A 23,473-nucleotide genomic window follows, 5' to 3' on the forward strand; every position below is an offset into this window, starting at 1 on the left:
TACACGTCAGAAAAGGAGACACGATGACCAACCGCTTCAATGCCAGGCGCGCACGTCATGGGCTGGCAGCCGCTGCCATGCTGGCATCCATCGCCACATCCGCTGCAGACTATCCGGCCAGACCGGTCCGCTTTATCGTCCCGTCCGCCGCCGGGGGAACCCAGGACATCGTCACGCGGCTCGTTGCCCAGAAGATGAGCGAGTCGCTGGGGCAGTCGATCATTGTCGAGAACCGCGTCGGCGGCGACACGCTGATCGGCACGCGCTTCGTCAAGGATGCGCCGGCCGACGGCTACACCGTGCTGGCGCAGGCCAATGGCTTCACGATCCTGCCGGAGTTGAACATGTCGCCCGGCTACGACCCGCTGCGCGACTTCACCGGCGTCGGCATGATGACGCGGTCGCCGTACCTGATGGTGGTCGGCGCCGACCAGCCCGACCGGACCGCACGCGACTTCGTCGCGCGCGCGAAGTCGCAACCGCTGACCTTCGCCTCAGGCGGGCTGGGCGGCCCGCCGCACGTCGCGGCGACCCTGTTCATGAAAAGCCAGGGCGTAGCGCTCACCAACGTTCTCTACAAGGGCAACGGCGTGTCCTACGCGGACGTGGTGGCCGGCCGGGTCTCGACGATGTTCGGTGGCTACAACGGCATCCTGCCGTACCTGCAGTCCGGCAAGATGCGCGCGCTGGCGGTGACATCACCCAAGCGCATCGCGCCCCTGCCGGATGTTCCTACCTTCGTCGAACAGGGCATCGACTACCGGTACACGCTGTGGCTGGGCCTGCTGGTGCGCGCGGACACGCCGAAGGACATCGTCGCCCGCTTGTCGCAGTCGCTGCGACAAGCCCTGGACAGCAAGGAGCTGCGCGACCGCTTCGCGGGTGAAGGCGCCGATGCAAGCTTCCTGACGCCCACGGAGTTCAACCAGTTCCTGACGGACGAGGTCAAGGCCATGAAGACCCTTGCGCTGGAGCTCAACCTGCCAAAGCAGTGAGCTACAACGCGGCACTGGCGTCCACGGCGAATGCCTGACCACGCCGGACGCCGGCTTGCCGCACACCCAGTTCGCTGAGTCGGTCCAGCGTGGCCTCGGGGCCGAACTCTGCCTGCGCTGCCTCGTAAAGGCCGAGCACAGCCGTCGACAGGACCATCGGAGCGCCCAGGCGCATGGCCAGCACGGTCGCTCTGCGCAACGCATGCAGACGCGGCGTCAGCGGCACGGGCACCTCGTCGGCACCTCCAGCGAGCGCCGGCAACAGCGTGCGGCCGGCTGCGGTCCAGCCGGAGCTGGCGCTTAGAACATCCCGCATGACCGACCACTCCAGGCCGTGCCTGGCTCCCGCCATCACGCATTCCAGCGTCAAGGAACGGCACAGCGCAGCCACGCAGGCCTGCAGGTCCAACAGCAACCCAGGTTGCGCCGTACCCTCCACGGTTGCGGTTCCCGCAATCCGGGTCGCAGCCATGGAGCCGACCACGCCCACCATGTCCTCCAGACGCGCCTGGTCGCCCAGGTCATTCACGCCGAACTGCAGCAGACTGCGGGTGAGCCCCGACAAGGGCATCGCTGCGCCATGCTGGAGCCCCAGCTCCACGGCCTGGTTCAAGTCCTTCAGCATCAGCGACAGCGCGAAGTTGGTCGACGCCTCGCCGCGCGCGAGTGCCGGCAACATGGTCTCGGTGGTCTGATTGCCGGCGTCCCCGCCATTCAAGGCCTGCGCCAACGCAGGCAATGAAATGCCGGCCTTGCGCCCGAGCGCAGCGATCTCCAGCGTACCGATGCGTGTGCCCGCATTGATGGCGTTGTTGACCAGCTTCACCGCCTGCCCGTCACCCACCCGCGCGCCGCAGCGACGGATGGTCTCGGTGATGCAGCGCAACACCGGCATGGCCTCTTCGACAATCTCGGGCGCGCCGGAGACCATCAAGGTCGCAGCGCCTGCGTGGACGGTCAGAGGGTTCGCCGACACCGCAGCGTCGACCAGTGGAATGCCCAGCGCAGCCAGATCGCATGCGATCGCAGCGGTCTCTGCCGGCACGCCACTGGTCTGGTCGATCACCAGCGTGCCGGGTGCCAGGGCCGCTGCCAGGCCAGTCTTTCCGAATAGCAGTTGTCGCACGTCTACGCTGCGCGGCAGGCACACGAGGAGCACGTCGCAATGCCGACCCAGCGCCGCGGCGGACTCTGCCACGCGCGCACCGCTCCCCTCGAACGCGGCGCACGCGGCGGGGCTCAGGTCCCACACGCCCAAGGAATGTCGAGGCAGAAAGCGCCGTGCAAGTTCGCGCCCCAGGGCACCGAGCCCGACGTATCCAATGTTCATGGTGTTCCAGTCTCGAAGGACGACAGCCGGCGTCACGCACCCAGCAGACGAGGCAGCCAAGTGACGATCGGTGGGAAGACCGCCATCAGCACCATGCCCCAGACGATGATCCAGACGAATGGCCAGGCAGCCTTGAATACCTCTGACATGGGAACGTCCGGCGCGGCACTGTGCAGTGCGAACAGGGTGTAACCAAATGGCGGTGAGATGCCTCCGACCGTGGCGCAGACCAGGAACAGCGTCCAGAACCAGATCTCGTCGAACTGCAGGACGGGCAGCAGCGGCTGGTAGATCGGCACCAGGATCAGCAGCAAGGCCACCGCGTCGAGGAACATGAACAGCACGAATGGCAGCGCCATCATCAGGAGCAACATCACGGACTTGCCGAGTTCCATGGTGACCACATACTCCGCGAGCTGCCTGGCCGCGCCGGTCAGGGTCAGCAACTGGCTGAACATGACTGCGCAGCACATCACCACCAGAAGCAGCGCTGCCACAGTCACCGAAGACATGACTGCGTCCTTCAGCATGGCGAGGGACAGCCCCCCATAGGCCCACGCGAGAATGAACGCGCCGACCACACCGGTCGCCGCAGCCTCTGTTGGTGTGGCGACGCCGAGCATCACCAGGCCCATGACCAGGAAAAACAGGAACAGCGAGGGCAGCATCTTGGCCAGGGCCATCCAGACGGATCCGGTCTTGGCCACCGCCTCCGCATCCACGTCCGGCGCCAGCTCTGGCTTCATGCGCAGACGCACAAGCACGTACAGCAGAAACATCACTGTCAGCATCAACCCCGGGATGATGCCGGCGACCAGCAGCTTGCCTGTGGAGACCTGTGCAATCGTCGCAATCAGGATGGCCAGCACGGACGGCGGGATGATCGGATCCAGGCTGGCGCCCGCCAGGATGGTTCCGGTGGACATGCGCAGGTCGTAGCCGCGCTGGCGCATGACCGGCAGCAGCCCGCGGCCCAGCAAACCGGCAACGGCCATCGCGGCACCGGACAGCGCCCCGAGGATGGCCGAGAGCAGGATGCACAGCACGTACTGGCGGCCACGGAAACGGCCGATCAGCCGATCCATCGCGTCGAACAGCAGTTCCATGGCGCCGGAGCGGAACAGCAACTCGCCCATTAAGATGAACAACGGCACAGCCGAGAGTGCCGAGGTCGTCGCGGTGGTGTAGATGCTGTTGGCGAACATGCCGAAGCCGGATGGGCCGAACAACATCAGCACAGCCACCACGTTCAGGATTAGGAAACCCACGAAGACAGGCAGCCCGAGAACCAGAAGGCCGACCAGCAGCGCAATGCTGCCGCCGAGCGCAAGGTACCAGCTCATGCAACGCTCCCCGCAGCGCAAGCGTGGCCCTCTTCCCGACCCGTCACCTGGCGCAGAAAGTACAGCGCCGAACTCAACATGCCGTAGGGAATGAACAGCGAGACCGTCCATTTGGGGACCGCCAGCGGCGGATTGGTCCACACGTCCTGCTGGTACTGACTCCAGGTCTCGTTGAAGCTGAACCAGGTGGCCAGAAGGCAGGTCACGGCGGCTGCAACCCGCAAGGCCGACAACAGCACGCGGCGCGCCGGCGGCGAGACCTCATCCGTCACGATGTTGATCGCAATGTGCGCGGATTGGCGCGACAGCTCGGGAAATGCCAGGAAGATCATGATGGCCATGGCATACGACACCGTTGGGCTTGCCCATTCGGTGGGCGCGGAGAGCGCGTAGCGCGACACCACTTCGAAGCAGAACGACAGGACGATCACCACCAGCGCAAGGCCAGCCAGGCCGAAACCCAACCGGGTGACTGCGTCGTGCAGGCGTGCGAGAGCATGCATCGGCATCGCCTTCACAGGCCCTTGGCCTTGGCGAGCGCCCGCATCTCCTCGACCTCCTTGCGCGCCTTGGACGCCAGACCCATGTCCCATAACCCGTCGGCCCATGCAGCCTGCAGCTTCTGCTGCTGCACCGGCCCCATCTCGACCACCTTCATGCCCTTGCCGACCAGCGCCTTCTCCTCCTCGGCCATCTGCCGCCCGGCTTCGCGGTACCAGAGGTCCTCGTACTTCTTGCCGACGTCGGTGAGGATCTTCTGCTGCTCGGGCTTCAGCCTGTTCCACGCTTCCAAGTTCATCAGCACGGGGTTGAGGTTGAAGCCGATCGCGGGACGCAGGAGGTACTTGGACACCTCGTACCAACGGTAAGGCAAGGGGCCAGTGACACCCCATGCGGCCCCGTCGACCACGCCCTTGTCCAGCGAGGTGTAGATGTCCGCCGGCGGCAGTTGCACTGGCGTTGCGCCGAGGTGACGGATCAGGCCGTTGTAGGTAGGCGTCGCGCGGATCTTGCGGCCTTGCAGGTCACCATTCGCCGTCGGAGGTTGTCGTAGGATCAGCGCGTAGTTTCCGTTCGGTGTCATGGGCGCGAACACAAGCTTCAAGCCGATCTTGCGGTACTGCTTCTCCAGGAAGTCCACCAGGCCGGCATCACGCCGCGCCTGGGGATCTCCGCCCAGTGCCTCGAACACGGTCGCCAGCGGCATGATCCCGAAATGGTAGGCGCCATGGGTGTAGAGGAAATGGAATGCGCCGGCCGCCACAGGTTGTAGCTGCTCCAGCGGGGGCACCGTTTCCGGCCCGCTGACGTTGATCTTGATGCTGCCGTTGGATGCAGCCTCGACTTCCTTGATGTAAGGCTCGATCAGCGAAGGGATGGCCGCGTAGTTGCGGTCCCAGCTGTTGAGCCAGCGGAACTCTGCGGCGTATGCGGATGCCGACAGCATCAACGCCAGCACAAGGGTGAAACGAACCATGTCATGTCTCCTGTCCGCCGGCTGTCCACCGGCCTGTTGTAGAAATATTGCCGGCCGCGCCGGCCGGCGCGATCAGGGCTTGCCGTTCACCACGTTCACATAGCCCAGTGCGATGCGGCGCTGTGCGTGCTCGGCCGCGATCTCCCTGCCCATCGGCACCAGCCCATAGCCCGCGACGATGCGCTGCATGAAGGCTGCGCGGCCGGCAATGGCGACAACGTCGTTCAATGCCCGCTCGTCCCAGCCGGCCGAGACGATGGCGTCGACATGGGCCTGCGTGACGGCGTGCGGCTGCGTCATCAGCAGCTGGATGTAGTCGACAACGGGGCGCAGGGGCGCGTCGATCCCGGCCGTGGCAGGGTCTTTGAGCAGGGCCTCGACGGTGCCATGCGGTACGCCACGTGCGTAGGCCACCTCGGAATGCGCGACGCAGACGAAATCGCAACCGGCGGCGCCAGCCGCGTACGCGAAGAGCAGTTCGCGCTCGGCTTGGCTGAAGGCCGAATCGCCGTTCATGATGGCCTCGCTCATCTGCGACCATGGACCGTAGATGTCCGGGTAGGCCTTGTAGATCGCGAGCGGACTTGCCCCGGGTGGCAGGGAGGAAATGAAGGGCATGCTGAAGTTCCTTGCTGGAACAGCGGGTAGCGGGTTTGCGAGGGCTCAGCGCTGGAAGTCCGTCACCACGCAGGTGCCGGTCACGGCCGAGCGCGACATCTGCTCGAAGACACCCGGCACCTCGGACAGGCCGATCTCGTGTGTCACCAGCTTGCCCGGCGTCAGGCGGCCATTGGCCACCAGCGGAATCATGGCCGCGTAGCGGTGCGGCGCCATGCCCAGCGTGCCCACGATGGACAGCTCGCGGTAGATGATGAGGTCGATCGGAACGCTGATATGCCCGGCTTCCTTCCTGGTCGTCAAGCCGATCTGCAGGTGCCGCCCGCTCTTGCGCAGGCTGCGGATGCCGTTGACGCAGGTCTCGGTGATACCCAACGCATCGATCGACACATGGGCACCGCCGTGCGTGATGTCCATCACGGCCTGCACGGGGTTGTCGGTCGCGCGACCGTCGATCACGAATTCGGCGCCCATGGCCTTCGCCAGTTCGAGATTGGCAGGGTTGAGGTCGACACCGATCACGCGGGCGCCAAGTGCCGCCGCCACGTTGATCGCCGACAGACCGACGCCGCCGCAGCCGTACACGACCACCCACTCCCCTGCGGTCACACCGGCCCGGTCGATGACGCCGTGGAACGAGGTCATGAAACGGCAGCCCAGCGCGGCGCCGTCGCGGAAGCTGACCTCCTCGGGCAACGGCACCATGTTGCGCTCTGCCAGGGGCACACTGACGTACTCACCATAGCCGCCCCAGTAGTTGCGGCCCGGAATCATGGTGTTCTCGCACAGGTGCGCGCGGCCGGACTGGCAATACTCGCATGTCCCTTCGCTGCCGACGAAAGGCACCACAACACGGTCGCCCTTCTTGTAGCGGGTGACACCGGGCGCCACCTCTTCGACGATACCGGCCATCTCATGCCCGATCACGATCGGAAATGTGCGCGGTATGTCGCCAACCCAGGCATGCCAATCGCTGCGGCACACCCCGTTGGCCACCACACGGATGATGGCGCCGCCAGGCGTGAGCGCCGGCTCGGGGACTTCCTGCACCGACATCTTCTGGATACCTTCGAGAACAAGTGCTTTCATGGGGTGCTCCGCAATGCTTCGACGTTCATCGGGCGACGAACAGCTGGGTGATGTCGCGCACATCACCCACGTGCTCCAGATCCATGATCAGATCCAGCGTGCGCCGCGCCACGTCATCGCCGTAGTCACGCGAGACGAGGCCCAGGTACTTCTGCTCGATGTCTGCACGGCTGACGGGGTTGCCGGGCGATCCAGGCGCAAAGGCGCTGGCGCTCAGCACGCGGCCGTCGCGCATCTTCAGCGTCACACGCCCCAGCGGGTTCTTGAAGGTGCATTCCTCGTCGCTCACCATGCGCACACGCTCGGCCACTGCCAGTACGGCGGAGTCCTGGAAGCTGCCAGCCTCCATGTCCAGGTAGCTGCCCACGTCGTTGCGACCCTTGACGATGCGCATCGCCATGCCGTACTGCGCGCTGAACTGCGCCCCCAGCACATCTGTCGGACGCGGGCCGACATTGCCGGTGTGGACCAGTGCAAGCGGGTCGCAGCCCATCACGACTTCCTCGATGTCCTGCGGCGCGATGGCGCCATCGGCCCGGAGCTTGTCGAACGCCGCGAAATGCGGCTGCATCAGGGCGCAGGAGGCGAACAGCTTGATCGAAGCACGCTCGGGGAAGTGCCAGCGGCTGCCCAGGTCTTCCGTGAGGTGGCGCGGCTCGAAGTCGTTGCAGAACGCCTGCAGAAAGCCACGCTCGCCCTCGAGGATGGTCGGAGGCCCGCTGAGACCGAAGCGTGCGAGCCGCGCTGAGCGGACTCCGGCCGCAGCACTGATGCCGGCATGCACGCGCTTGACCTCGCCGCCGCTGCGCGCGAACTCGGTCGTGCCGCTGGCATGGCTGCCGGCGATGGCCATCGCGTTGACTGCCACGTCCGGCCCATCGCCTTCGAGCATGGCACTTTCCAGCGCCACGGCGAACACGCCGAGCGCACTGGTGTGATGGAAGCCGCGCTCCAGCAAGAGCGACGGCATGCTGGCGAGCGCCAGGCGGATCACCGTCTCGAAACCGATCGCCGCCGCACGCAGGACGTCGGCCCCGGAAGCCGCAAGCGACTCGCCCACGGCGAACGCCGCCGGTACCACCGTGCATCCTGGATGTGAATTGGCGCCCGCGCCGCCGTAGTCATCGATCTCGAACGCACTGCCGAACGTGCCGTTGGCGAACACGGCAGACTCCTGGTCGAGCCGCAGCGCGGTGCCCATGACCGATGCGGTCCCTGGCAGACCGAAGCGCTTGACGTACTCCTGCGTGACGCGGCAGGTGGGCAGGTCGCGGCAGCTCACCTGCGCGCCGATCTGGTCCAGCACATGCAGCTTGACGCGCTCGAGCACGCGCGCATCGATGTCGCTCAGTTGGGTGGACAGGGCCCATTCGGCAAGTTGCCGGGCTGCGGACGGAGTTCTGGAGACTTTCATGGTCGATTCACTGAAAGGGGTTCGCCCGGCGCTCGGGCAACAGCATGCGCATTGCTTGGAACGGAGGGGCGCGCTATTGCGCGGCGAGCTTGGCGGCCTGCGCGGCGCGGCGGTAGTAGTCCAGGTCGGTCGCGACCGCGCGGCGCAACTCCTCCGCTGGGCCACCCACGATGTCGCAAGTCATGGTGTCGACGATGCGCTGCTTGACGTCTGCCATCGAGAGGATGGTGTTGACCTCGCGGTTGATCTTCTGTGCCAGCTCAGGCGCCATGCCGGCCGGCGCCCACAGGCCGAACCACAGCGAGGCGCCTTCGAATCCCGGGAGCGCGCTTTCGGCTACCGTGGGCAGATCCGGCACCAATGCCGAGCGCGTCGGCGAGGTCACAGCCAGCAGCCTCACCCTGCCGGCCATTGCGTTGACACTGCGCACCGAACTCAGAGCGGCCTGCACTTCGTTGGTCGCCAGCGCCGCCACAAGTGGCGCGCCGCCGGCGTAATTGACGATCTCCGCCTCGATGCCAGCGCGTGCCATGAACACCTTCGTGTCCAGAGTAACCGTGCCACCGGTCGAGCCGAAGTTCACCTTGTCGGGGTTGGCCTTGGCATAGGCGATGAACTCTCCGACGGTGCGCACCGGCAGCTGGTCCGGCACAGAGAACACCCACGGCGTGGAGACCAGTTGCGCGATCGGCGTCAGGTCGCGGTTCATGTCCATTTTCACGGCCTTGAACATCACCGGGTTCGCTACCAATGCCGAGTGCGAGAGCAGCAGCGTGTGGCCGTCCGGCGCGGCCCGCGACACGAAGTCGGCACCGATCTGCTGGTTCGCGCCCGGCTTGTTGATGACGATGACGGGATGGCCGATGCGAGGTGCCAGCTTCTCCGCGATCAGGCGTCCCAGGATGTCGGTGGTGGCGCCAGCGGCGGCGGAGACCACGATCTCGACCCGCCGCGTTGCGAATGCTGGCTCCGCCGACCGGGCAGCCGGAGCCGCACTGCACAGGGCCGCCGCCGCCAGCAATCCGCTGAAGATGGGCGCAAGACGGCGCCACTTGTCCTTGGTCGCAATGTGCATGGTTCGTCTCCTGATCGTTGTGGGTGCTGCTCTCGGCAACACTGTTGAGAGCCAGTTTAGGAACGGGTGAGAAGCGCAGGTAGTCATGGCCCCGTGACGCGCACTTCACTTTTTGTGAAGCCACCGCCTGTCTGTCGGCTGGCCCGTGATCGGCTAACGGCGCGACGTGGCGCCGGGCCAAGCCAGGCCGAACATCGCCTTGACCTCCAGGTACTCCTCCAGCCCGAACGCACCGAGTTCGCGGCCGTTGCCGGACTGCTTGTAGCCGCCCATCGGGGCCACCATGTCGCCAGGGTCCCCATTAAAGAAGACGCGGCCGACCTGCAGCTGCTCGCATACATTGCGCCCACGGGCGGAATCGCCCGAAAACACGTAGCCACCCAATCCGTAGTCGGTGCCATTGGCGATGGCGATGGCCTCTTCGTCGGTGGCATACGTCAGCACGGACAGGACCGGACCGAAGATCTCCTGGCGCGCGATCGTCATCTCGGGCGTGACGTCAGAGAAGATCGTGGGCTGCACGAAATAGCCCCTGTCCATTCCATGGGGCCGGCCTGGCCCCCCGCAGACGATTTGCGCGCCTTCGTCGATGCCGGACTGGATCAGGCGCTGAATGCGCTCGTACTGCAGCCCGTTGACCACAGGGCCCAGCGTCGTGGCCGGATCCTGCGGATCGCCGATGCGGGCCCGGGTAGCCTCCTCGCGCAGCAGCGCGACCATGGCGTCCTTCTGGCCTTCATGCACCAGCATGCGCGATGGGGAATGGCAGGATTGGCCCGAGTTGAAGAAGCTGCGCTGCACGTTCCAGCGCGCTGCAGCGCGCAGGTCGGCGTCCGGCAGGACCACGTTGGCGGATTTGCCGCCGAGTTCCTGACACACGCGCTTGACGGTGGCCGCTGCGGCCTCTGCCACGAGGATGCCCGAGCGGGTCGAGCCCGTGAACGACACCATCGCCACGCCGGGATGCCGGCAGATCGCATTGCCGACGGTCGGGCCGTCGCCGATGACGAGGTTGAAGACACCAGGGGGCACACCGGCATCGTGCAGGATCTCGGCAAGGCGGATCGCGCTGACGGGCGTGAATTCACTGGGCTTGACCACCACCGTGCAGCCAGCTGCCAGCGCCGAGGCCAGCTTCAGCATCACCATCTGCACTGGGTAGTTCCAGGCGGCGATGAGCCCGCACACACCGATGGGCTCACGCCGTATCGTGGCGTTTCCCATGCGCGTCTCGAACGGGTACTCCTTCAGCAACTTGACGGCGTCGCGCAGCAGCCCGAGCGAGCCGCGTGTGTGGTCGCGCAGGCCACAAGGCGCGCCGAGTTCCAGCGTCACGCCGGCCATCAACTCCGCTTCGCGCGACTCGTACACCTCGATGATGCGTTCGATCATGGCGACGCGCTCGGCCGGGGAGGTCCGGCTGAACGCTGGGAACGCCTGCCTCGCGGCCTGCACTGCGCGGTCGACATCTTCGGCCGTGCCCAAGGCGACGGTCGCAAACGTTGTCTCCGTCGCCGGATTGATGAGGTGCGCCACCGTGGGCTGCGCCGGTTCGACCCATTGGCCGCCGATGTAGAACTTGCCGTAATGCCGCATGTGCACTTCTCCTGGATCACGGTTGCCGTGCCGAATGAACAGGCCGGAGGAAGGACGACCACGCTGGGCGCCGTCCGCGGATTGACGCGCTGCATGTCACAGCGCAACGCATGTTTCGTTCTCGATGGGGTGAGCGGAGCCCGTGGCAGGCTGCGCTGCGTCCGCCAGCACCATGTCGGCGCACTTCTCGCCGATCATCACGCAGGGGATGCTCGTGTTGCCTGACACCAGCGTGGGCATGATGGAGGCGTCAGCCACACGCAGCCCCCCGATGCCGTGCACACGCAGGCGTTCGTCGACAACGGCCATGGGGTCCCGACCCATGCGGCAGGTGCCGGCCAGGTGGAACGTCGTCGATCCGTGCTGGCGGATGAACTCCAGGATCTGCGCGTCCGTCTCCACCGCGGGACCGGGCAGCACCTCGCGCTCGATGGCATCGGCCAGCGGCGGCTGGGCCACCAGTTCGCGCGCCCGCCGCACGGCCAGCACCGCCAGGCGCCGGTCGTTCTCCGTGGCCAGGAAGCTCACCTCAACCGCTGGATCCTGGAACGGGTCTGCGCTTTGGATGTGCACACTGCCCGTGCTCTCCGGGCGCTGCACCTGCGCCCACATGAAGAAGCCGTTGACGGGCGACATGACGCGCCGCTTGCCCTTGACGTCCACCAGGTACGGGTTAGCGAGCAAAGCGATGTCGGCCTGGGCCACGTCGGGCTGCGATCGGACGAAGGCGCGCATCGTGCACCACCCCTGGGACATGAAGCCGGTGCGGAACATCAGGTAGCGCGCCAGCTCGCGTGCCAGGCGCCAGCCGCTGCCCCGTCCGGCCAGCGAGAGACCTGCATCGCGGAAAGTCCACTGCAGCGGCGGGCCGAAATGGTCACGCAGGTTCCGGCCGACGCCGGGCAGCGCGCGCGCGATGGCAATTCCGTGCCGCGACAGGACCGCCGGGTCACCGATGCCAGACAGCTCCAGCAGCTTCGGCGAACCCACCGCGCCCGCGCAAAGAATCACTTCGCGCGCAGCGCGCAGCTCGTGCATGGCCCCGCCGCGGCGGTAGCGCAGCCCCACGCACCGGCCACGCTCCAGGATGAGCGCGCTGACCTCCGCGCCGGTGATCAGCTGTAGGTTGGAACGCCCGCGTGCCGGCTGCAGGTATTGCGTGGCCGTGCTCTGCCGCATGCCGCGGTGCACGGTCACCTGGGCCATCGCGACGCCGTGTTGCGTCGGACCGGCGTAGTCCGGGTTCAGAGGCCAGCCACAGGCTTGCGCCGACGCGATGAAAAGGTCGAAGAACGGTGAAGTCTTCTCGGCCAGGGTCACGCGCATCGGCCCCGTGCGGCCGCGAAACTCATCGCTGCCGATGTCCGTGCTCTCCAACCGCTTGAAGTACGGCAGCACGTCGGCGTAGGACCATCCCGGGCAACCCATCCGCGCCCAGCCGTCGTAGTCCATGCGCTGGCCGCGGTTGAAGATCATGCCGTTGAGCGCGCTGGTGCCGCCGACCAGCTTGCCCGCCGGCAGGTAGATGCGGCGGCCTGCCAGCCCTGCATTGGCCTGGGCATAGCGGCACCAGTTGACTTCCGGGTTCTCGATCATGTGCCCAACCGCCGCCGGTGCGCGTGTCCACAGGTAGCCAGCCCCGCGTGTGCCGGCTTCCAGGCATGCCACGGTGTGGCTGCCGCTTTCGGACAGCCTGGCCGCCACGACCGCACCGGTCGATCCAGAGCCGATGACCACGTAGTCGTGCACCGCCGCGGCGCCAGATGGAGAGGATTGCAGCGGCATCGTCAGTCGAGCTTCACGTTGGCAGCGCGGGCCACCTCGCCCCACTTGCGGTACTCGTCCAGGTAATAGCCGGCGAACTCGCCCCGGTTCATCGACTGCGTACGCATTGCGAGCTCCTCGGCCTTGGCGCGGTAGGCGGGCGTGGCGACGATCTCCTCGATGGCTGCGGCCAGCCGGGTTGCGGCTCCTGCCGGCGTCCGCGGCGGCGCGAGCACGCCCATCCAGAGCTCCTTCACGAGCGGCAAGCCCTGCTCCTGGAAGGTGGGTACTTCAGCAATGGCAGCGACCCGCTCCGACGCGGTCACACCCAGGAACTTGAGACGGGAGCGGTACTGCGTGGTGCCGCCGACGGCGCAGAACATCACATCGACCTGGCTGCCCATCAAGGCCTGCAAGGCCGGGCTCATCCCAGTGAACGGCACGTGCAGCAGGTTGTCGACCCTGGCAGCGCGGGCGAACTCCAGCGTGGTCATGTGAATGCTGCCGCCAATGCCGGCGTTGGCATAGCTCAGGGATTGCCTGCGTGCCAGCTGGATCAGCTCCTGCAGGTTGCTGGCTGGCAGGTCGGGCCGTGCCAGCAGAACGAACGGTGTCGACCCGATGCTCGCCACGGGCACGAACTTTGTCGCGTCGTAGGTGGTCCGGATCAGGTGAGGGTAGATCGACAGCGGGTCGGACAGCCCGACGAGCAAGGTCATGCCATCGGCCGCGGCGGCATAGACATGGCCGCTGCCGATGGACCCTGTCGCACCACCCTTGTTCTCCACGACCACCGGTTGGCCGAGGCGCTCGCCCAGGCCGGGTGCGATGAGCCGGATCAGGATGTCGGCCGAGCCTCCCGGCGGATAGGGAACCACCAGCTTGACCGGGCCGGTGGGGCGCCACACCTCCTGCGCATCGGCGTGGCCCCATGCGGTTGCGACGCCCAACGCGGCGACGAACTTCCTGCGGTTCAAGCACTGACCTGCATCGGCAGCTTCACATGCCATTTTTTGTCTCCTATCTGTCGTTCGGCACGGCGCGCCCAGAGCGCCGGTTCATGTGCTCTTCGGCCGCCGGGCAGGCGCTTCTGCAGGCGCCGCAGGTGTCACCGTCGACGCGGTACCGAGATCACGCTGGGTAGTCTAGGAAGGCAGGAGGTCCGCAGGTAGCCCGCGAGCCCTGACGCGCCCTTCACTTCTTGTGAAGCTCCGCGCCGGGCCAACGCCCGCTCAGCACCAGGGTTTCCATGGTGTCGCGCAGCACCGCGCGTGCGGCCAGCGCAGCCGGAGACAGTTCTTCTTCGGCAAGGCTGACCAGGGTGTTCATGCGCACGGCATGGGGGCCGGCGATCTCAATGCAGGTGACGGCATCGGCCGGCAGCCGAAGCGTGGCCGCGCCTGGAAGGATGGTGGCACCGACGCCCGCGCGAACAGCATCCATCACGAGCGACAGGCCGTCCGCCTCCAGGACGATACGAGGCACTTGGTTCTCCTGCGCGAAAGCCGTGTCCACGGCGTCGCGCAAGCCGTGCGAGCCGAGCACCAGGGGAATGTGCGCCAGCTCGGCAATGCTCACGGAGCGACCCTGCAGAGCGTGCAGCGGCTGCAGGCTGGTGCAGCCGATCAGGAACAGCCGCTCTCGCACCAGCGGACGCGCACTGCCACGCAGCGCGCCCGGAGCCTGCAGCAGGACGGCAAAGTCCAGCTGTCGCGAGTTGACCATGGTCGCCAGGTTGGTCGACAGGCTCTCGACCAGGCGCAGCCGGATGTCCGGGTAGCGAGCGTGCATCGCCCCGAAGAACGGCATTGACAGCACCGCCGAGGTGGCCGAGCCGATGCCCACGCCGACATGCCCGGTCAGTCGCGCGTGCTGGGCAGCCCGAACAGCCTCATCGGCATGGCGGAGGCTGAGCTGAGCCTGTTTGTGGAACGCGTGGCCCGCGTCGGTCGGACAGACGCCCGTGGCCGAGCGCTGCAGCAATCGCGTGCCCAACTCCGATTCGAGCCGGGTCATCTGCTGGCTCAGCGCCGAGGTGACGATGCCCAGGTCCTTGGCCGCGCGCGTGATGCTGCCCAGCTCGACCAGCCGCACGTAGTAGCGGAGTTGGCGCAGTTCCAATCGTCGGGTCCTCGTCGATCGGGCAACGGGTTGTCGGCGGCGCCAGGCGCCCCGGCTGCTCCGAAGGATCAGGCAGCCTTGGCCGCTGACGAAGGACTGCCGCCCCGGTTGTGCGGCGCATCCGCGGCCACGCCGGTGAAGTCCGCTTCGCGCTTGCCGATCACTGCAGCCAGACCCTCGCGGAACTCCGGATTCGACATCGCCAGCACCTGGCCGAAGCCCTCGAAGGCCAGCATGTCGTGCAGGCTGGTTTCGAAGCTGCGCGCCATCAGCGTCTTCGCGAGGCCCATGACCTCTGCAGGCCCGGCCGCGAGGCGGCTGGCCTCTTCCAGGCCCGCTGCGTCAACTTGCTCGTCGGTCACGACCTTCGCGACCAGTCCAAGAGACAGGGCTTCGGCCGGCAACATGGTGCCGTTGCTGAACAGGAAGTTCTTGGCGCGGGCCATGCCGATCAAACGCGGCAGGTGGTACATCATGGCGATGTCCGGTACCGTGCCCAGCCGGAAGAAGCCGGACATGAACTTGGCGCTCTCGCCCGCGATCACCACGTCGCCGGTCAGCGCCAAGCCCATGCCTCCGCCGACTGCGTGCCCGCGCACGCCGACCACCACAGGCTTGTCCAGCGTGATCAACGGCGTCAGCCAGCGGCTGAAGTTGCGAAACCGCCGGTGCACCGGCCACGGATCGCACTGTGTCTGCAGCATCTTGAAGTCGCCACCAGCACAGAAGCTGGCACCCTCACCCGTCAGATAGACGGCGCGCACAGCGGGGTCGCCGCCGGCCATGTCCACGGCATCGCCAAGCTGCTCGCGCAGCTCCGTGGTGAGGGAGTTGCGGGTCTCGGGGCTGTTCAGGCGCACGACCAGCACCGAACCTTCGCGCGTCGTCGTGACCACCGGTGTATTGCTCATTGTTGATTCCTTGCACCGCATACAGCGCGGCGTCAGGCGCTCTTGTGCAAGGCGCGTGCCACAGCGCGTCACGCCACGCGCCGCCCGGTCGCAGAGGCCCGGCCTTGGTCGCGTGCGCGGGGATGTCCGCAACGAAAACACTTCGGTGTGCAGTGAAGACACGGAACAGCCTTCGTCCCGCCCCGACAGCACGCCGGCAACAGCACGCCGCACAGCCCATTTCACAGGAAGCGCAGGGCGCGGCCCTCCGCCGCCGCGATGCTGGCACAGGGTTTGCGCAAGAGCCTGCAAGCTCACTACGACCACGGAGATTGTTTCGATGTTCACCAAAGACACCCTGAAGGGCCGCACCGCGCTGATCACTGGCGGGGGCAGCGGCATTGGCCTGGAGATCGCCACGGCCTATGCGCGCCTGGGCGCAGCGGTCATGCTGGTCGGCCGCAACCTGGAACGCGTCCAGGAAGCCGCCGCAGCAATCAACCGCGAAGGCGGCCAAGCCGAAGCCAGCAAGTGCGATGTGCGCAACTACGACGAGGTGAAGGCTGCCGTCGAAGACACGGTCGCACGCTTCGGCGGGCTCGACATCCTCGTCAACAACGCGGCGGGCAACTTCGTCTGCCCGAGCGCCGACCTGTCACCGAACGGCTTCCGCACGGTGATCGACATCGACCTGAACGGCACGTTCTACGGCTGCCATGCGGCCTACCCGCACCTGAAGGCCTCCAAGCACGGCGGATCCATCATCAGCATCATCACCATGCTGGGCGTCAGCGGCTGGCCCGGCGCCGTGCATGCCGCGTCCGCCAAGGGCGGCATCCTGTCGCTGTCGCGCACGTTGGCGGTGGAATGGGGGAGCGACGGCATCCGCGTGAACACCATCTCGCCCGGCCCTATCGGCGACACCGAGGGCGTGCAGCGCATGTACATCGACGCGGGCAAGGGCGACCTCGAGGCGAAGAAGACCGCACTGGGGCGCTTCGGCCGCAAGGAAGACATCGCCAATGCCGCCGTCTACCTCGGATCGGATCTGGCCAACTACGTGACCGGCGACAACATCATCGTCGACGGCGGCCGCTGGCTCAAGTACGTCGCCGAGTAAGGCTTCGCCACCACGAACGCATCCCGCATGAACGACAACCAACAGGGCACAGGCTTGGAACTGCAGTTGAACAAAGTGGGCGTCATCGGCGCTGGGGCCATGGGGCGCGGCATCGCACAGGTCTGCGCGGCAGCCGGATGCGAGGTGCAGCTGTACGACAGCGCCAGCGAGGCCGTCGCACGTGCCCGCCAAGCTGTACGCGACGACCTGGACCAGGCGGTGCGCAAAGGCAAGCTCGCACAGGACGAAGCCGAAGCGACGCTGGCGCGCATCCATGCGCAGGCCGATCTGCGCGGCCTGGCCGACTGCCATCTGGTGGTGGAGGCCATCGTCGAGAAGCTGGAGCCCAAGCAGGGACTGTTCAAGGAACTTGAAGCCATCGTTGCACCGGACTGTGTGCTGGCGACCAACACCTCGTCGTTGAGCGTGACGGCGATCGCAGCCGCCTGCCAGCGGCCTGAGCGTGTCGCTGGATGGCATTTCTTCAACCCTGTACCGCGCATGCGGCTGGTCGAAGTCATCCAGGCACCGCGCACCGCACCGCAGGTGGTGCAGGCGCTCGCCGAGCTGTCGAAGCGCGTCGGGCACCGGGCCGTGGTGGCATCGGACTCGCCCGGTTTCGTGGTCAACCATGCCGGCCGCGCCTTCGTCACCGAAGGTCTCAAGCTGCTTGCCGAACGCTGTGCCGAGCACCATGTCATCGACGCGATCCTGCGCAACGCGGGCTTTCGCATGGGTCCGCTGGAACTGCTGGACCTGACCGCGCTCGATGTGTCCGTGCCCGTGATGGAGTCCATCCATGCGCAGTATTACGGGGACGACAGGTACCGGCCCGTGGCACTGGCGCGCACCCGCATGACGGCGGGCCTGCTTGGCCGCAAGACGGGCGAAGGGTTCTACAGCTATGCGTCGGGCGTGCAGCAACGTCCAGCCGTGGCGCCGCAGGCGGTCGCCGAGGCCAGCGTGTGGTGGCCCACCTCCGGGCCTGCGGCTTTGCCGGAGGCACTGGCCGACCTGTTTCCTGCCGGCGCTCGCCGCTACAACCCAACCCAGGCGGATCTGTTGTTGGTGGCCCCTGTGGGTGCAGACCTGTCGACCACCGTGGTGGAGCTGGGCCTGGACGCGTCCAAGACCCTGGCCATCGACCCGTTGTTCAGCTCCCGGACTGGCGTGACCTTGATGGCCTCGCCTGCAAGCTCTGCGGACACCGTTGCCCGAGCCCAGGGCCTTCTCGCCGGGCTGGAGATTCCCAGCTTCCTGGTCAACGACTCGCCAGGCTACGTGGCGCCCCGCGTGGTCGCCTGCGTGGTCAACCTGGCCTGCGAGATGGCCCAGCAGGGTGTCGCCGCACCGGCGGACATCGATGCGGCCGTGCGTCTGGGGTTGGGCTATCCCTGCGGCCCGTTCGAATGGGGCGACCGGCTCGGCGCCAGCGTGGTGCTACAGGTCCTGCAGGGTCTGCATGCGACATTCGGCGACCAGCGCTACCGCCCGTCTCCTTGGCTAGTGCGCCGTGCGCGGCTCGGCCTGTCCTTGTCGGCGCCGGACCGACGCTGATGTTTCTCGAATCACAACAACATCCATGACCCGACACGCCTTCATCTGCGACGCCATCCGCACGCCCTTCGGCCGCTACGGCGGCGCACTAGCCTCCGTGCGCACCGACGACCTCGGCGCCATGCCCCTCAAAGCCCTGATGGCGCGCAACACCAAGGTGGACTGGCAAGCCGTTAGCGACGTTATCTACGGTTGCGCAAACCAGGCCGGCGAAGACAACCGCAACGTAGCGCGCATGGCCGCGCTGCTGGCCGGCTTGCCACTGGAGCTGCCAGGTTCCACCGTGAACCGCCTGTGCGGCTCCGGCCTGGACGCGCTCGGCACGGCCGCACGCGCCATCAAGTCTGGCGAGGCTTCCCTGATGATCGCCGGCGGCGTGGAAAGCATGAGCCGCGCTCCCTTCGTTATGCCCAAGGCCGAAAGCGCCTTCTCCCGCGCCAACGCGGTCTACGACACCACCATCGGCTGGCGCTTCGTCAACAAGCGCATGAAGGAGCTGTACGGCGTCGATGCCATGCCGGAGACGGCCGAGAACGTCGCGACCGACTATAAGATCAAGCGCGAAGCGCAGGACCGCATGGCCCTGGCTTCGCAGCTGAAGGCCGTGGCGGCGCAGAAGGCTGGCGTCTTCGAGGCGGAGATCGTGCCCGTGACGATCGCGCAGAAGAAGGGCGAACCCATCGTCGTGGCCCGGGACGAGCATCCGCGCGAAACCTCACTGGAGGTGCTAGCCAAGCTCCGGGGCGTGGTGCGACCCGACGGCACGGTGACGGCCGGCAACGCCAGTGGCGTCAACGACGGCGCCTGCGCCCTGCTGTTGGCCGACGAGGCTGGCGCGGCGAAGAATAGCTTGACGCCGCGCGCACGCGTCGTTGCCATGGCCACGGCGGGCGTGGCGCCGCGCGTCATGGGCATTGGCCCCGCGCCAGCGACACAGAAGGTGCTCGCGCTGGCCGGTCTCACGTTGGACCAGATGGACGTGATCGAGCTGAACGAGGCCTTCGCCGCGCAGGGCCTGGCGGTGCTGCGCTTGCTGGGCCTGCAGGACGACGATCCACGCGTGAACCCGAACGGCGGCGCCATCGCGCTGGGCCACCCGCTGGGCGCGTCGGGCGCGCGCCTGGCCACCACGGCGGTGAACCAGTTGCACCGCAGCGGCGGCCGCTACGCGCTCTGCACCATGTGCATCGGCGTGGGCCAGGGCATCGCCGTCATTCTCGAACGCGTCTGATGCCGATGCCGACACAGACCAACGGCACCCAGCCGCCGCAACGCATCGGCGTTCCACGGGAGATCTTCCCGGGCGAAAAACGCGTGGCCACCGTGCCCGATGTCGTCGAGAAGCTCATCAAGCTGGGCTTCCAGGTGTCGGTGCAGTCCGGCGCGGGCGAAGCCGCCAACTGCAGCGACGAAGCCTACCGCGCCGCCGGCGCCGAGATCGTGGCCGACGCGGCCACGCTCTGGCGCACGGCGGACATCGTGTTCAAGGTGCGTCCGCCCACGCTCGAGGAAGTGGGGCTGCTGCGCGAAGGCGGTACGCTGATCGATTTCATCTGGCCCGCGCAGAACCCCGAGTTGATGCAGCAACTCGCCGCCCGGCGCGCGACCGTGCTGGCCATCGACTGCCTGCCCCGCACGCTCAGCCGCGCCCAGAAGATGGATGCACTGACCTCGATGGCCGGCGTGTCCGGCTACCGCGCGGTGATCGAGGCCGCCAATGCCTTCGGCCGCTACTTCGCCGGCCAGATCACGGCGGCCGGCAAGGTGCCGCCGGCCAAGGTCTTCATCGCCGGCGCCGGCGTGGCCGGCCTGTCGGCCATCGGCACGGCGGCCAGCCTGGGCGCCATCGTGCGCGCCAACGACACGCGCGCCGAGGTGGCCGACCAGGTCACCTCGCTGGGCGGCGAGTTCGTGAAGGTGGACTACGAGGAAGAGGGCTCGGGTGGCGGCGGCTACGCCAAGGTCATGAGCGAGGGCTTCCAGGCCGCCCAGCGCGCCATGTACGCCCAGCAGGCCAGGGACGTGGACATCATCATCACCACCGCGCTGATCCCGGGCAAGCCCGCGCCCAAGCTGATCACGGCCGAGATGGTGCAGAGCATGAAGCCCGGCAGCGTGATCGTGGACATGGCGGCCGAACAGGGCGGCAACTGCGAGCTCACCGTGCCCGGCGAAGCCGTGGTGCGCCACGACGTGACCATCGTGGGCTACACCGACCTGGCCTCGCGCCTGGCCAAGCAGTCGTCCACGCTGTATGCCACCAACCTGCTGCGCCTGACGGAAGAACTGTGCAAGGCCAAGGACGGCGTCGCCGTGGTGAACATGGAGGACGACGCGATCCGTGGCCTCACGGTGGTCAAGGACGGCACCATCACCTGGCCGGCACCGCCGCTGGCCCAGGCGGCCAAGCCGCCCGCCGCCGCCAAACCGGCCGCTGCGCCCGCCGCCAAGAAGGGCCACGGCCATGGCAGCAGCGGCCCGCTGCCGGCCAAGACGCTGGCCATCGTCTTCGCGGTGGCGGCACTGGCGTTCTGGTTCATCGGCAGCTTCGCGCCCGCCGCGTTCCTGGGCCACTTCACGGTCTTCGTGCTGGCCTGCTTCATCGGCTACATGGTGGTGTGGAACGTTACGCCCGCCTTGCACACGCCGCTCATGAGCGTGACCAACGCCATCTCCAGCATCATCGCCATCGGGGCGCTGGTGCAGATCGCGCCACCCGACGGGGCCGCTGGCGGCCGACCCGACGAGCTGATCCGCTGGCTGGCCTTCGCGGCCCTGGTGCTCACGGCGGTGAACATGTTCGGCGGCTTCGCCGTGACGCGCCGCATGCTGGCCATGTTCCAGAAATAAGAAGAACAAGAAAAGAGACCGACACCATGTCCCAAAGTCTTGCAACGGTGGCCTACCTGGGCGCCGCCATCCTGTTCATCCTGAGCCTGGGCGGCCTGTCCAGCCCCGAGGGCTCGCGCCGCGGCAACCTGTTCGGCATGGTCGGCATGGCGCTGGCCGTGCTGGCCACGGTGTTCGGGCCGCGCGTGAGCAGCAGCGGCATCGCCTGGATCGTGATCGCGCTCGTGATCGGTGGCGGCATCGGCCTGTACGCGGCCAAGGTCGTGAAGATGACGCAGATGCCCGAGCTGGTCGCGCTCATGCACAGCCTGGTGGGCCTTGCGGCCTGCCTGGTGGGCTTTGCCAGCTATGTCGACACCTCGATCCAGTACCAGGGCGCCGAGAAGGTGATCCACGAGGTGGAGATCTACGTCGGCATCCTGATCGGCGCCGTGACCTTCTCCGGCTCGCTGGTCGCCTTCGGCAAGCTCAACGGCAAGATCGGCGGCAAGCCGCTGCTGCTGCCCGCGCGCCACTGGCTCAACCTGGCCGCGCTGTTGATCGTGATCTGGCTCGGCCGCGCGTTCATCCACGCCGACACCGTGGGCGGAGGCATGCTGCCGCTGCTGGTGATGACCATGATCGCGCTGCTGTTCGGCGTGCACATGGTGATGGCCATTGGCGGTGCCGACATGCCGGTGGTGGTGTCCATGCTCAACAGCTACTCGGGCTGGGCCGCCGCGGCCACCGGCTTCATGCTCAGCAACGACCTCTTGATCGTGACGGGCGCGCTGGTGGGCTCTTCGGGCGCCATCCTGTCCTACATCATGTGCCAGGCCATGAACCGCAACTTCATCAGCGTGATCGCGGGCGGCTTCGGCTCCGGCGCGCCGGCCAAGAAGAGCGGCGATGCGGCCGCCGCCGAGCCGCAGGGCGAGGCCGTGCCGATCAGCGCGGCCGAGACCGCCGAGCTGCTGCGCGATGCCAAGAACGTGGTCATCGTGCCCGGGTACGGCATGGCCGTGGCCCAGGCCCAGCACACGGTGAACGAGATCACGCGCACGCTGCGCGACAAGGGCGTGAACGTGCGCTTCGCGATCCACCCGGTGGCCGGCCGCATGCCGGGCCACATGAACGTGCTGCTGGCCGAGGCCAAGCTGCCCTACGACATCGTGATGGAGATGGACGAGATCAACGAGGACTTCCCGGACACGGACGTCGCCATGGTCATCGGCGCCAACGACATCGTGAACCCGGCCGCGCAGGACGACCCCACGAGCCCCATCGCCGGCATGCCGGTGCTGGAAGTCTGGAAGGCCAAGAACTCCATCGTGATGAAGCGCTCCATGGCATCGGGCTATGCCGGCGTGGACAACCCACTCTTCTACAAGGAAAACAACCGCATGCTGTTCGGCGACGCGAAGAAGATGCTGGACGAGGTGCAGACGGCACTCAAGAGCTGACCCATGGCAAGGTACGCCCCTAGGCCTGCGCGACCAAATCAACCGTGCAGAGACCAGACCACTCCCTTGCAACGATGCCCCCTCTCACATCAGCCATCGTGCGCGAGGCGGTGTTCGGCCCCGAAGGTTTAGCTGCAAGCCTGTCGGCGGGCAAGGTGCTGGTCGACCAAACCACCGGCGACCCGGCCGAGACGCGCGCGCTGGACGCCGAACCCGAACGCCTGGGCGTTGCCCTAGTCGACGCACCGGTGTCCGGCAGCCCGTCGGGCGCCAAGCCCGGCACCATCGTCACGCTGTGCGGCGGTGCGGCCGAGGCGTTCGCGCGGTTAGGCCCATCCTGGAGCAGACCGGCCCGGCTGTCGTCTACTTCGACGCGAGCGGCAACGGCCCCATCGCCAAGCTGATCATGAACACGCTGGGCGCCTGCAACCGCCTGACCACCTACGAATCCGTGGCCATGGCGGTCAAAAACGGCCTGAAGCTCGATCAGCTCGCAGCCGCCGTCAGCAAGGGCTCGGGCGGGACCCAGGCCTTCGAACGCATCGTGCCGGTGCTGCGCACGGGCGGCCGCGCGGCCACGCTGCGGCTGGAACTCATGGTCAAGGACCTGGCCCTGGACCTGGCCTCGCAGCCGGCGGCCGGCTGCGGCGCGCCGATGCAGATTGCCAATGCCGTGCGCCACACGGTCGAGGCCGCGGCCAACGAACTGGGCCAGGACGCCAACATCGACGAGATGGCCAGGCTGTTCGAGGCACGTGCGGGCGTGAAGTTCGCCGACGCCTGAGCGCCCTC

General features: G+C 67.1%; 21 protein-coding genes. 8 read left to right on the top strand and 13 right to left on the bottom strand.

From position 1 onward, the window contains the following. The first annotated feature begins 23 nt into the window (after positions 1-23). Entirely contained in the window at positions 24-995 is a 972-nt protein-coding gene (locus tag AAFF27_18805; GenBank protein ID XAH22056.1) for a tripartite tricarboxylate transporter substrate binding protein, read from the top strand. A gap of 1 nt (position 996) precedes the next feature. On the opposite strand, the gene AAFF27_18810 is transcribed toward AAFF27_18805, so the two are convergent. From AAFF27_18810 to AAFF27_18870, 13 genes are all read right to left on the bottom strand, one after another. Continuing rightward, positions 997-2,325: an NAD-binding protein gene (locus AAFF27_18810; GenBank protein ID XAH22057.1), complete on the bottom strand. Its 1,329-nt coding sequence runs from the start codon at positions 2,323-2,325 to the stop codon at positions 997-999. A gap of 32 nt (positions 2,326-2,357) precedes the next feature. Next, positions 2,358-3,668, bottom strand: coding sequence for a TRAP transporter large permease (locus AAFF27_18815; protein ID XAH22058.1), 1,311 nt, complete (start codon positions 3,666-3,668; stop codon positions 2,358-2,360). After that, complete coding sequence (locus tag AAFF27_18820) at positions 3,665-4,171, bottom strand: TRAP transporter small permease (protein XAH22059.1); 507 nt, start codon at positions 4,169-4,171, stop codon at positions 3,665-3,667. Before AAFF27_18820 ends, AAFF27_18815 begins: the two co-directional genes overlap by 4 nt. 11 nt (positions 4,172-4,182) lie before the next feature. Next, positions 4,183-5,145, bottom strand: coding sequence for a TRAP transporter substrate-binding protein DctP (gene dctP, locus AAFF27_18825; protein ID XAH22060.1), 963 nt, complete (start codon positions 5,143-5,145; stop codon positions 4,183-4,185). Positions 5,146-5,217: 72 nt separating this feature from the next. Beyond that, a complete protein-coding gene (locus tag AAFF27_18830) occupies positions 5,218-5,763 on the bottom strand; it encodes a hypothetical protein (protein XAH22061.1) in 546 nt (181 codons plus the stop codon). Between the two features lie 45 nt (positions 5,764-5,808). After that, a complete protein-coding gene (locus AAFF27_18835; protein ID XAH22062.1) occupies positions 5,809-6,852 on the bottom strand; it encodes an alcohol dehydrogenase catalytic domain-containing protein in 1,044 nt (347 codons plus the stop codon). Between the two features lie 25 nt (positions 6,853-6,877). Beyond that, positions 6,878-8,266, bottom strand: a complete 1,389-nt coding sequence (locus AAFF27_18840; protein ID XAH22063.1) for an MmgE/PrpD family protein — start codon at positions 8,264-8,266, stop codon at positions 6,878-6,880. Between the two features lie 73 nt (positions 8,267-8,339). Continuing rightward, positions 8,340-9,341, bottom strand: a complete 1,002-nt coding sequence (locus tag AAFF27_18845; protein ID XAH22064.1) for a tripartite tricarboxylate transporter substrate-binding protein — start codon at positions 9,339-9,341, stop codon at positions 8,340-8,342. A 153-nt stretch (positions 9,342-9,494) separates the two neighbouring features. Then, complete coding sequence (locus AAFF27_18850) at positions 9,495-10,937, bottom strand: aldehyde dehydrogenase family protein (protein ID XAH22065.1); 1,443 nt, start codon at positions 10,935-10,937, stop codon at positions 9,495-9,497. A 96-nt stretch (positions 10,938-11,033) separates the two neighbouring features. Beyond that, the gene (locus AAFF27_18855; GenBank protein XAH22066.1) at positions 11,034-12,722 is read right to left on the bottom strand and encodes a GMC family oxidoreductase N-terminal domain-containing protein; all 1,689 of its coding nucleotides are present in this window, start codon (positions 12,720-12,722) and stop codon (positions 11,034-11,036) included. A 2-nt stretch (positions 12,723-12,724) separates the two neighbouring features. Then, a complete protein-coding gene (locus AAFF27_18860) occupies positions 12,725-13,711 on the bottom strand; it encodes a tripartite tricarboxylate transporter substrate binding protein (GenBank protein XAH22067.1) in 987 nt (328 codons plus the stop codon). A 184-nt stretch (positions 13,712-13,895) separates the two neighbouring features. Next, positions 13,896-14,822, bottom strand: coding sequence for a LysR substrate-binding domain-containing protein (locus AAFF27_18865; GenBank protein ID XAH22068.1), 927 nt, complete (start codon positions 14,820-14,822; stop codon positions 13,896-13,898). 68 nt (positions 14,823-14,890) lie between these two features. Next, positions 14,891-15,733, bottom strand: coding sequence for an enoyl-CoA hydratase-related protein (locus AAFF27_18870; GenBank protein ID XAH22069.1), 843 nt, complete (start codon positions 15,731-15,733; stop codon positions 14,891-14,893). A gap of 319 nt (positions 15,734-16,052) precedes the next feature. Here AAFF27_18870 and AAFF27_18875 point away from each other — a divergent pair, with 319 nt between their 5' ends. The 7 genes from AAFF27_18875 to AAFF27_18905 all read left to right on the top strand — a co-directional run bounded on the left by AAFF27_18875 (position 16,053) and on the right by AAFF27_18905 (position 23,465). Continuing rightward, positions 16,053-16,832: an SDR family oxidoreductase gene (locus AAFF27_18875; GenBank protein XAH22070.1), complete on the top strand. Its 780-nt coding sequence runs from the start codon at positions 16,053-16,055 to the stop codon at positions 16,830-16,832. A gap of 27 nt (positions 16,833-16,859) precedes the next feature. Next, complete coding sequence (locus AAFF27_18880) at positions 16,860-18,389, top strand: 3-hydroxyacyl-CoA dehydrogenase (GenBank protein XAH22071.1); 1,530 nt, start codon at positions 16,860-16,862, stop codon at positions 18,387-18,389. Positions 18,390-18,414: 25 nt separating this feature from the next. After that, positions 18,415-19,620, top strand: coding sequence for a 3-oxoadipyl-CoA thiolase (pcaF, locus tag AAFF27_18885; protein XAH22072.1), 1,206 nt, complete (start codon positions 18,415-18,417; stop codon positions 19,618-19,620). Further along, a complete protein-coding gene (locus tag AAFF27_18890) occupies positions 19,620-21,239 on the top strand; it encodes a Re/Si-specific NAD(P)(+) transhydrogenase subunit alpha (protein XAH22073.1) in 1,620 nt (539 codons plus the stop codon). The genes pcaF and AAFF27_18890 overlap by 1 nt, the downstream gene beginning before the upstream one ends. 26 nt (positions 21,240-21,265) lie before the next feature. After that, entirely contained in the window at positions 21,266-22,681 is a 1,416-nt protein-coding gene (pntB, locus tag AAFF27_18895; protein XAH22074.1) for a Re/Si-specific NAD(P)(+) transhydrogenase subunit beta, read from the top strand. Positions 22,682-22,755: 74 nt separating this feature from the next. Then, positions 22,756-23,085 (top strand): NAD(P)-binding domain-containing protein, encoded by a 330-nt coding sequence (locus AAFF27_18900; protein XAH22075.1) that lies wholly within the window; start codon positions 22,756-22,758, stop codon positions 23,083-23,085. Between the two features lie 2 nt (positions 23,086-23,087). Beyond that, positions 23,088-23,465 (top strand): NAD-binding protein, encoded by a 378-nt coding sequence (locus AAFF27_18905; GenBank protein ID XAH22076.1) that lies wholly within the window; start codon positions 23,088-23,090, stop codon positions 23,463-23,465. Positions 23,466-23,473: the final 8 nt, after the last annotated feature.

It is taken from the genome of Xylophilus sp. GW821-FHT01B05 (assembly GCA_038961845.1).
Taxonomy (GTDB): domain Bacteria; phylum Pseudomonadota; class Gammaproteobacteria; order Burkholderiales; family Burkholderiaceae_C; genus Xylophilus.

Excerpts from the sequence above, each read along its gene's own strand:
- AAFF27_18890 (XAH22073.1), top strand. The coding sequence starts at position 19,620 with ATGCCGATGCCGACACAGACCAACGGCACCCAGCCGCCGCAACGCATC.
- pcaF (XAH22072.1), top strand. The coding sequence starts at position 18,415 with ATGACCCGACACGCCTTCATCTGCGACGCCATCCGCACGCCCTTCGGC.
- AAFF27_18900 (XAH22075.1), top strand. The coding sequence starts at position 22,756 with ATGCCCCCTCTCACATCAGCCATCGTGCGCGAGGCGGTGTTCGGCCCC.
- AAFF27_18850 (XAH22065.1), bottom strand. The coding sequence starts at position 10,937 with ATGCGGCATTACGGCAAGTTCTACATCGGCGGCCAATGGGTCGAACCG.
- AAFF27_18855 (XAH22066.1), bottom strand. The coding sequence starts at position 12,722 with ATGCCGCTGCAATCCTCTCCATCTGGCGCCGCGGCGGTGCACGACTAC.
- AAFF27_18830 (XAH22061.1), bottom strand. The coding sequence starts at position 5,763 with ATGCCCTTCATTTCCTCCCTGCCACCCGGGGCAAGTCCGCTCGCGATC.
- dctP (XAH22060.1), bottom strand. The coding sequence starts at position 5,145 with ATGGTTCGTTTCACCCTTGTGCTGGCGTTGATGCTGTCGGCATCCGCA.
- AAFF27_18840 (XAH22063.1), bottom strand. The coding sequence starts at position 8,266 with ATGAAAGTCTCCAGAACTCCGTCCGCAGCCCGGCAACTTGCCGAATGG.
- AAFF27_18875 (XAH22070.1), top strand. The coding sequence starts at position 16,053 with ATGTTCACCAAAGACACCCTGAAGGGCCGCACCGCGCTGATCACTGGC.
- AAFF27_18870 (XAH22069.1), bottom strand. The coding sequence starts at position 15,733 with ATGAGCAATACACCGGTGGTCACGACGACGCGCGAAGGTTCGGTGCTG.
- pntB (XAH22074.1), top strand. The coding sequence starts at position 21,266 with ATGTCCCAAAGTCTTGCAACGGTGGCCTACCTGGGCGCCGCCATCCTG.
- AAFF27_18815 (XAH22058.1), bottom strand. The coding sequence starts at position 3,668 with ATGAGCTGGTACCTTGCGCTCGGCGGCAGCATTGCGCTGCTGGTCGGC.
- AAFF27_18835 (XAH22062.1), bottom strand. The coding sequence starts at position 6,852 with ATGAAAGCACTTGTTCTCGAAGGTATCCAGAAGATGTCGGTGCAGGAA.
- AAFF27_18880 (XAH22071.1), top strand. The coding sequence starts at position 16,860 with ATGAACGACAACCAACAGGGCACAGGCTTGGAACTGCAGTTGAACAAA.
- AAFF27_18810 (XAH22057.1), bottom strand. The coding sequence starts at position 2,325 with ATGAACATTGGATACGTCGGGCTCGGTGCCCTGGGGCGCGAACTTGCA.
- AAFF27_18805 (XAH22056.1), top strand. The coding sequence starts at position 24 with ATGACCAACCGCTTCAATGCCAGGCGCGCACGTCATGGGCTGGCAGCC.
- AAFF27_18845 (XAH22064.1), bottom strand. The coding sequence starts at position 9,341 with ATGCACATTGCGACCAAGGACAAGTGGCGCCGTCTTGCGCCCATCTTC.
- AAFF27_18820 (XAH22059.1), bottom strand. The coding sequence starts at position 4,171 with ATGCATGCTCTCGCACGCCTGCACGACGCAGTCACCCGGTTGGGTTTC.
- AAFF27_18905 (XAH22076.1), top strand. The coding sequence starts at position 23,088 with ATGAACACGCTGGGCGCCTGCAACCGCCTGACCACCTACGAATCCGTG.
- AAFF27_18860 (XAH22067.1), bottom strand. The coding sequence starts at position 13,711 with ATGGCATGTGAAGCTGCCGATGCAGGTCAGTGCTTGAACCGCAGGAAG.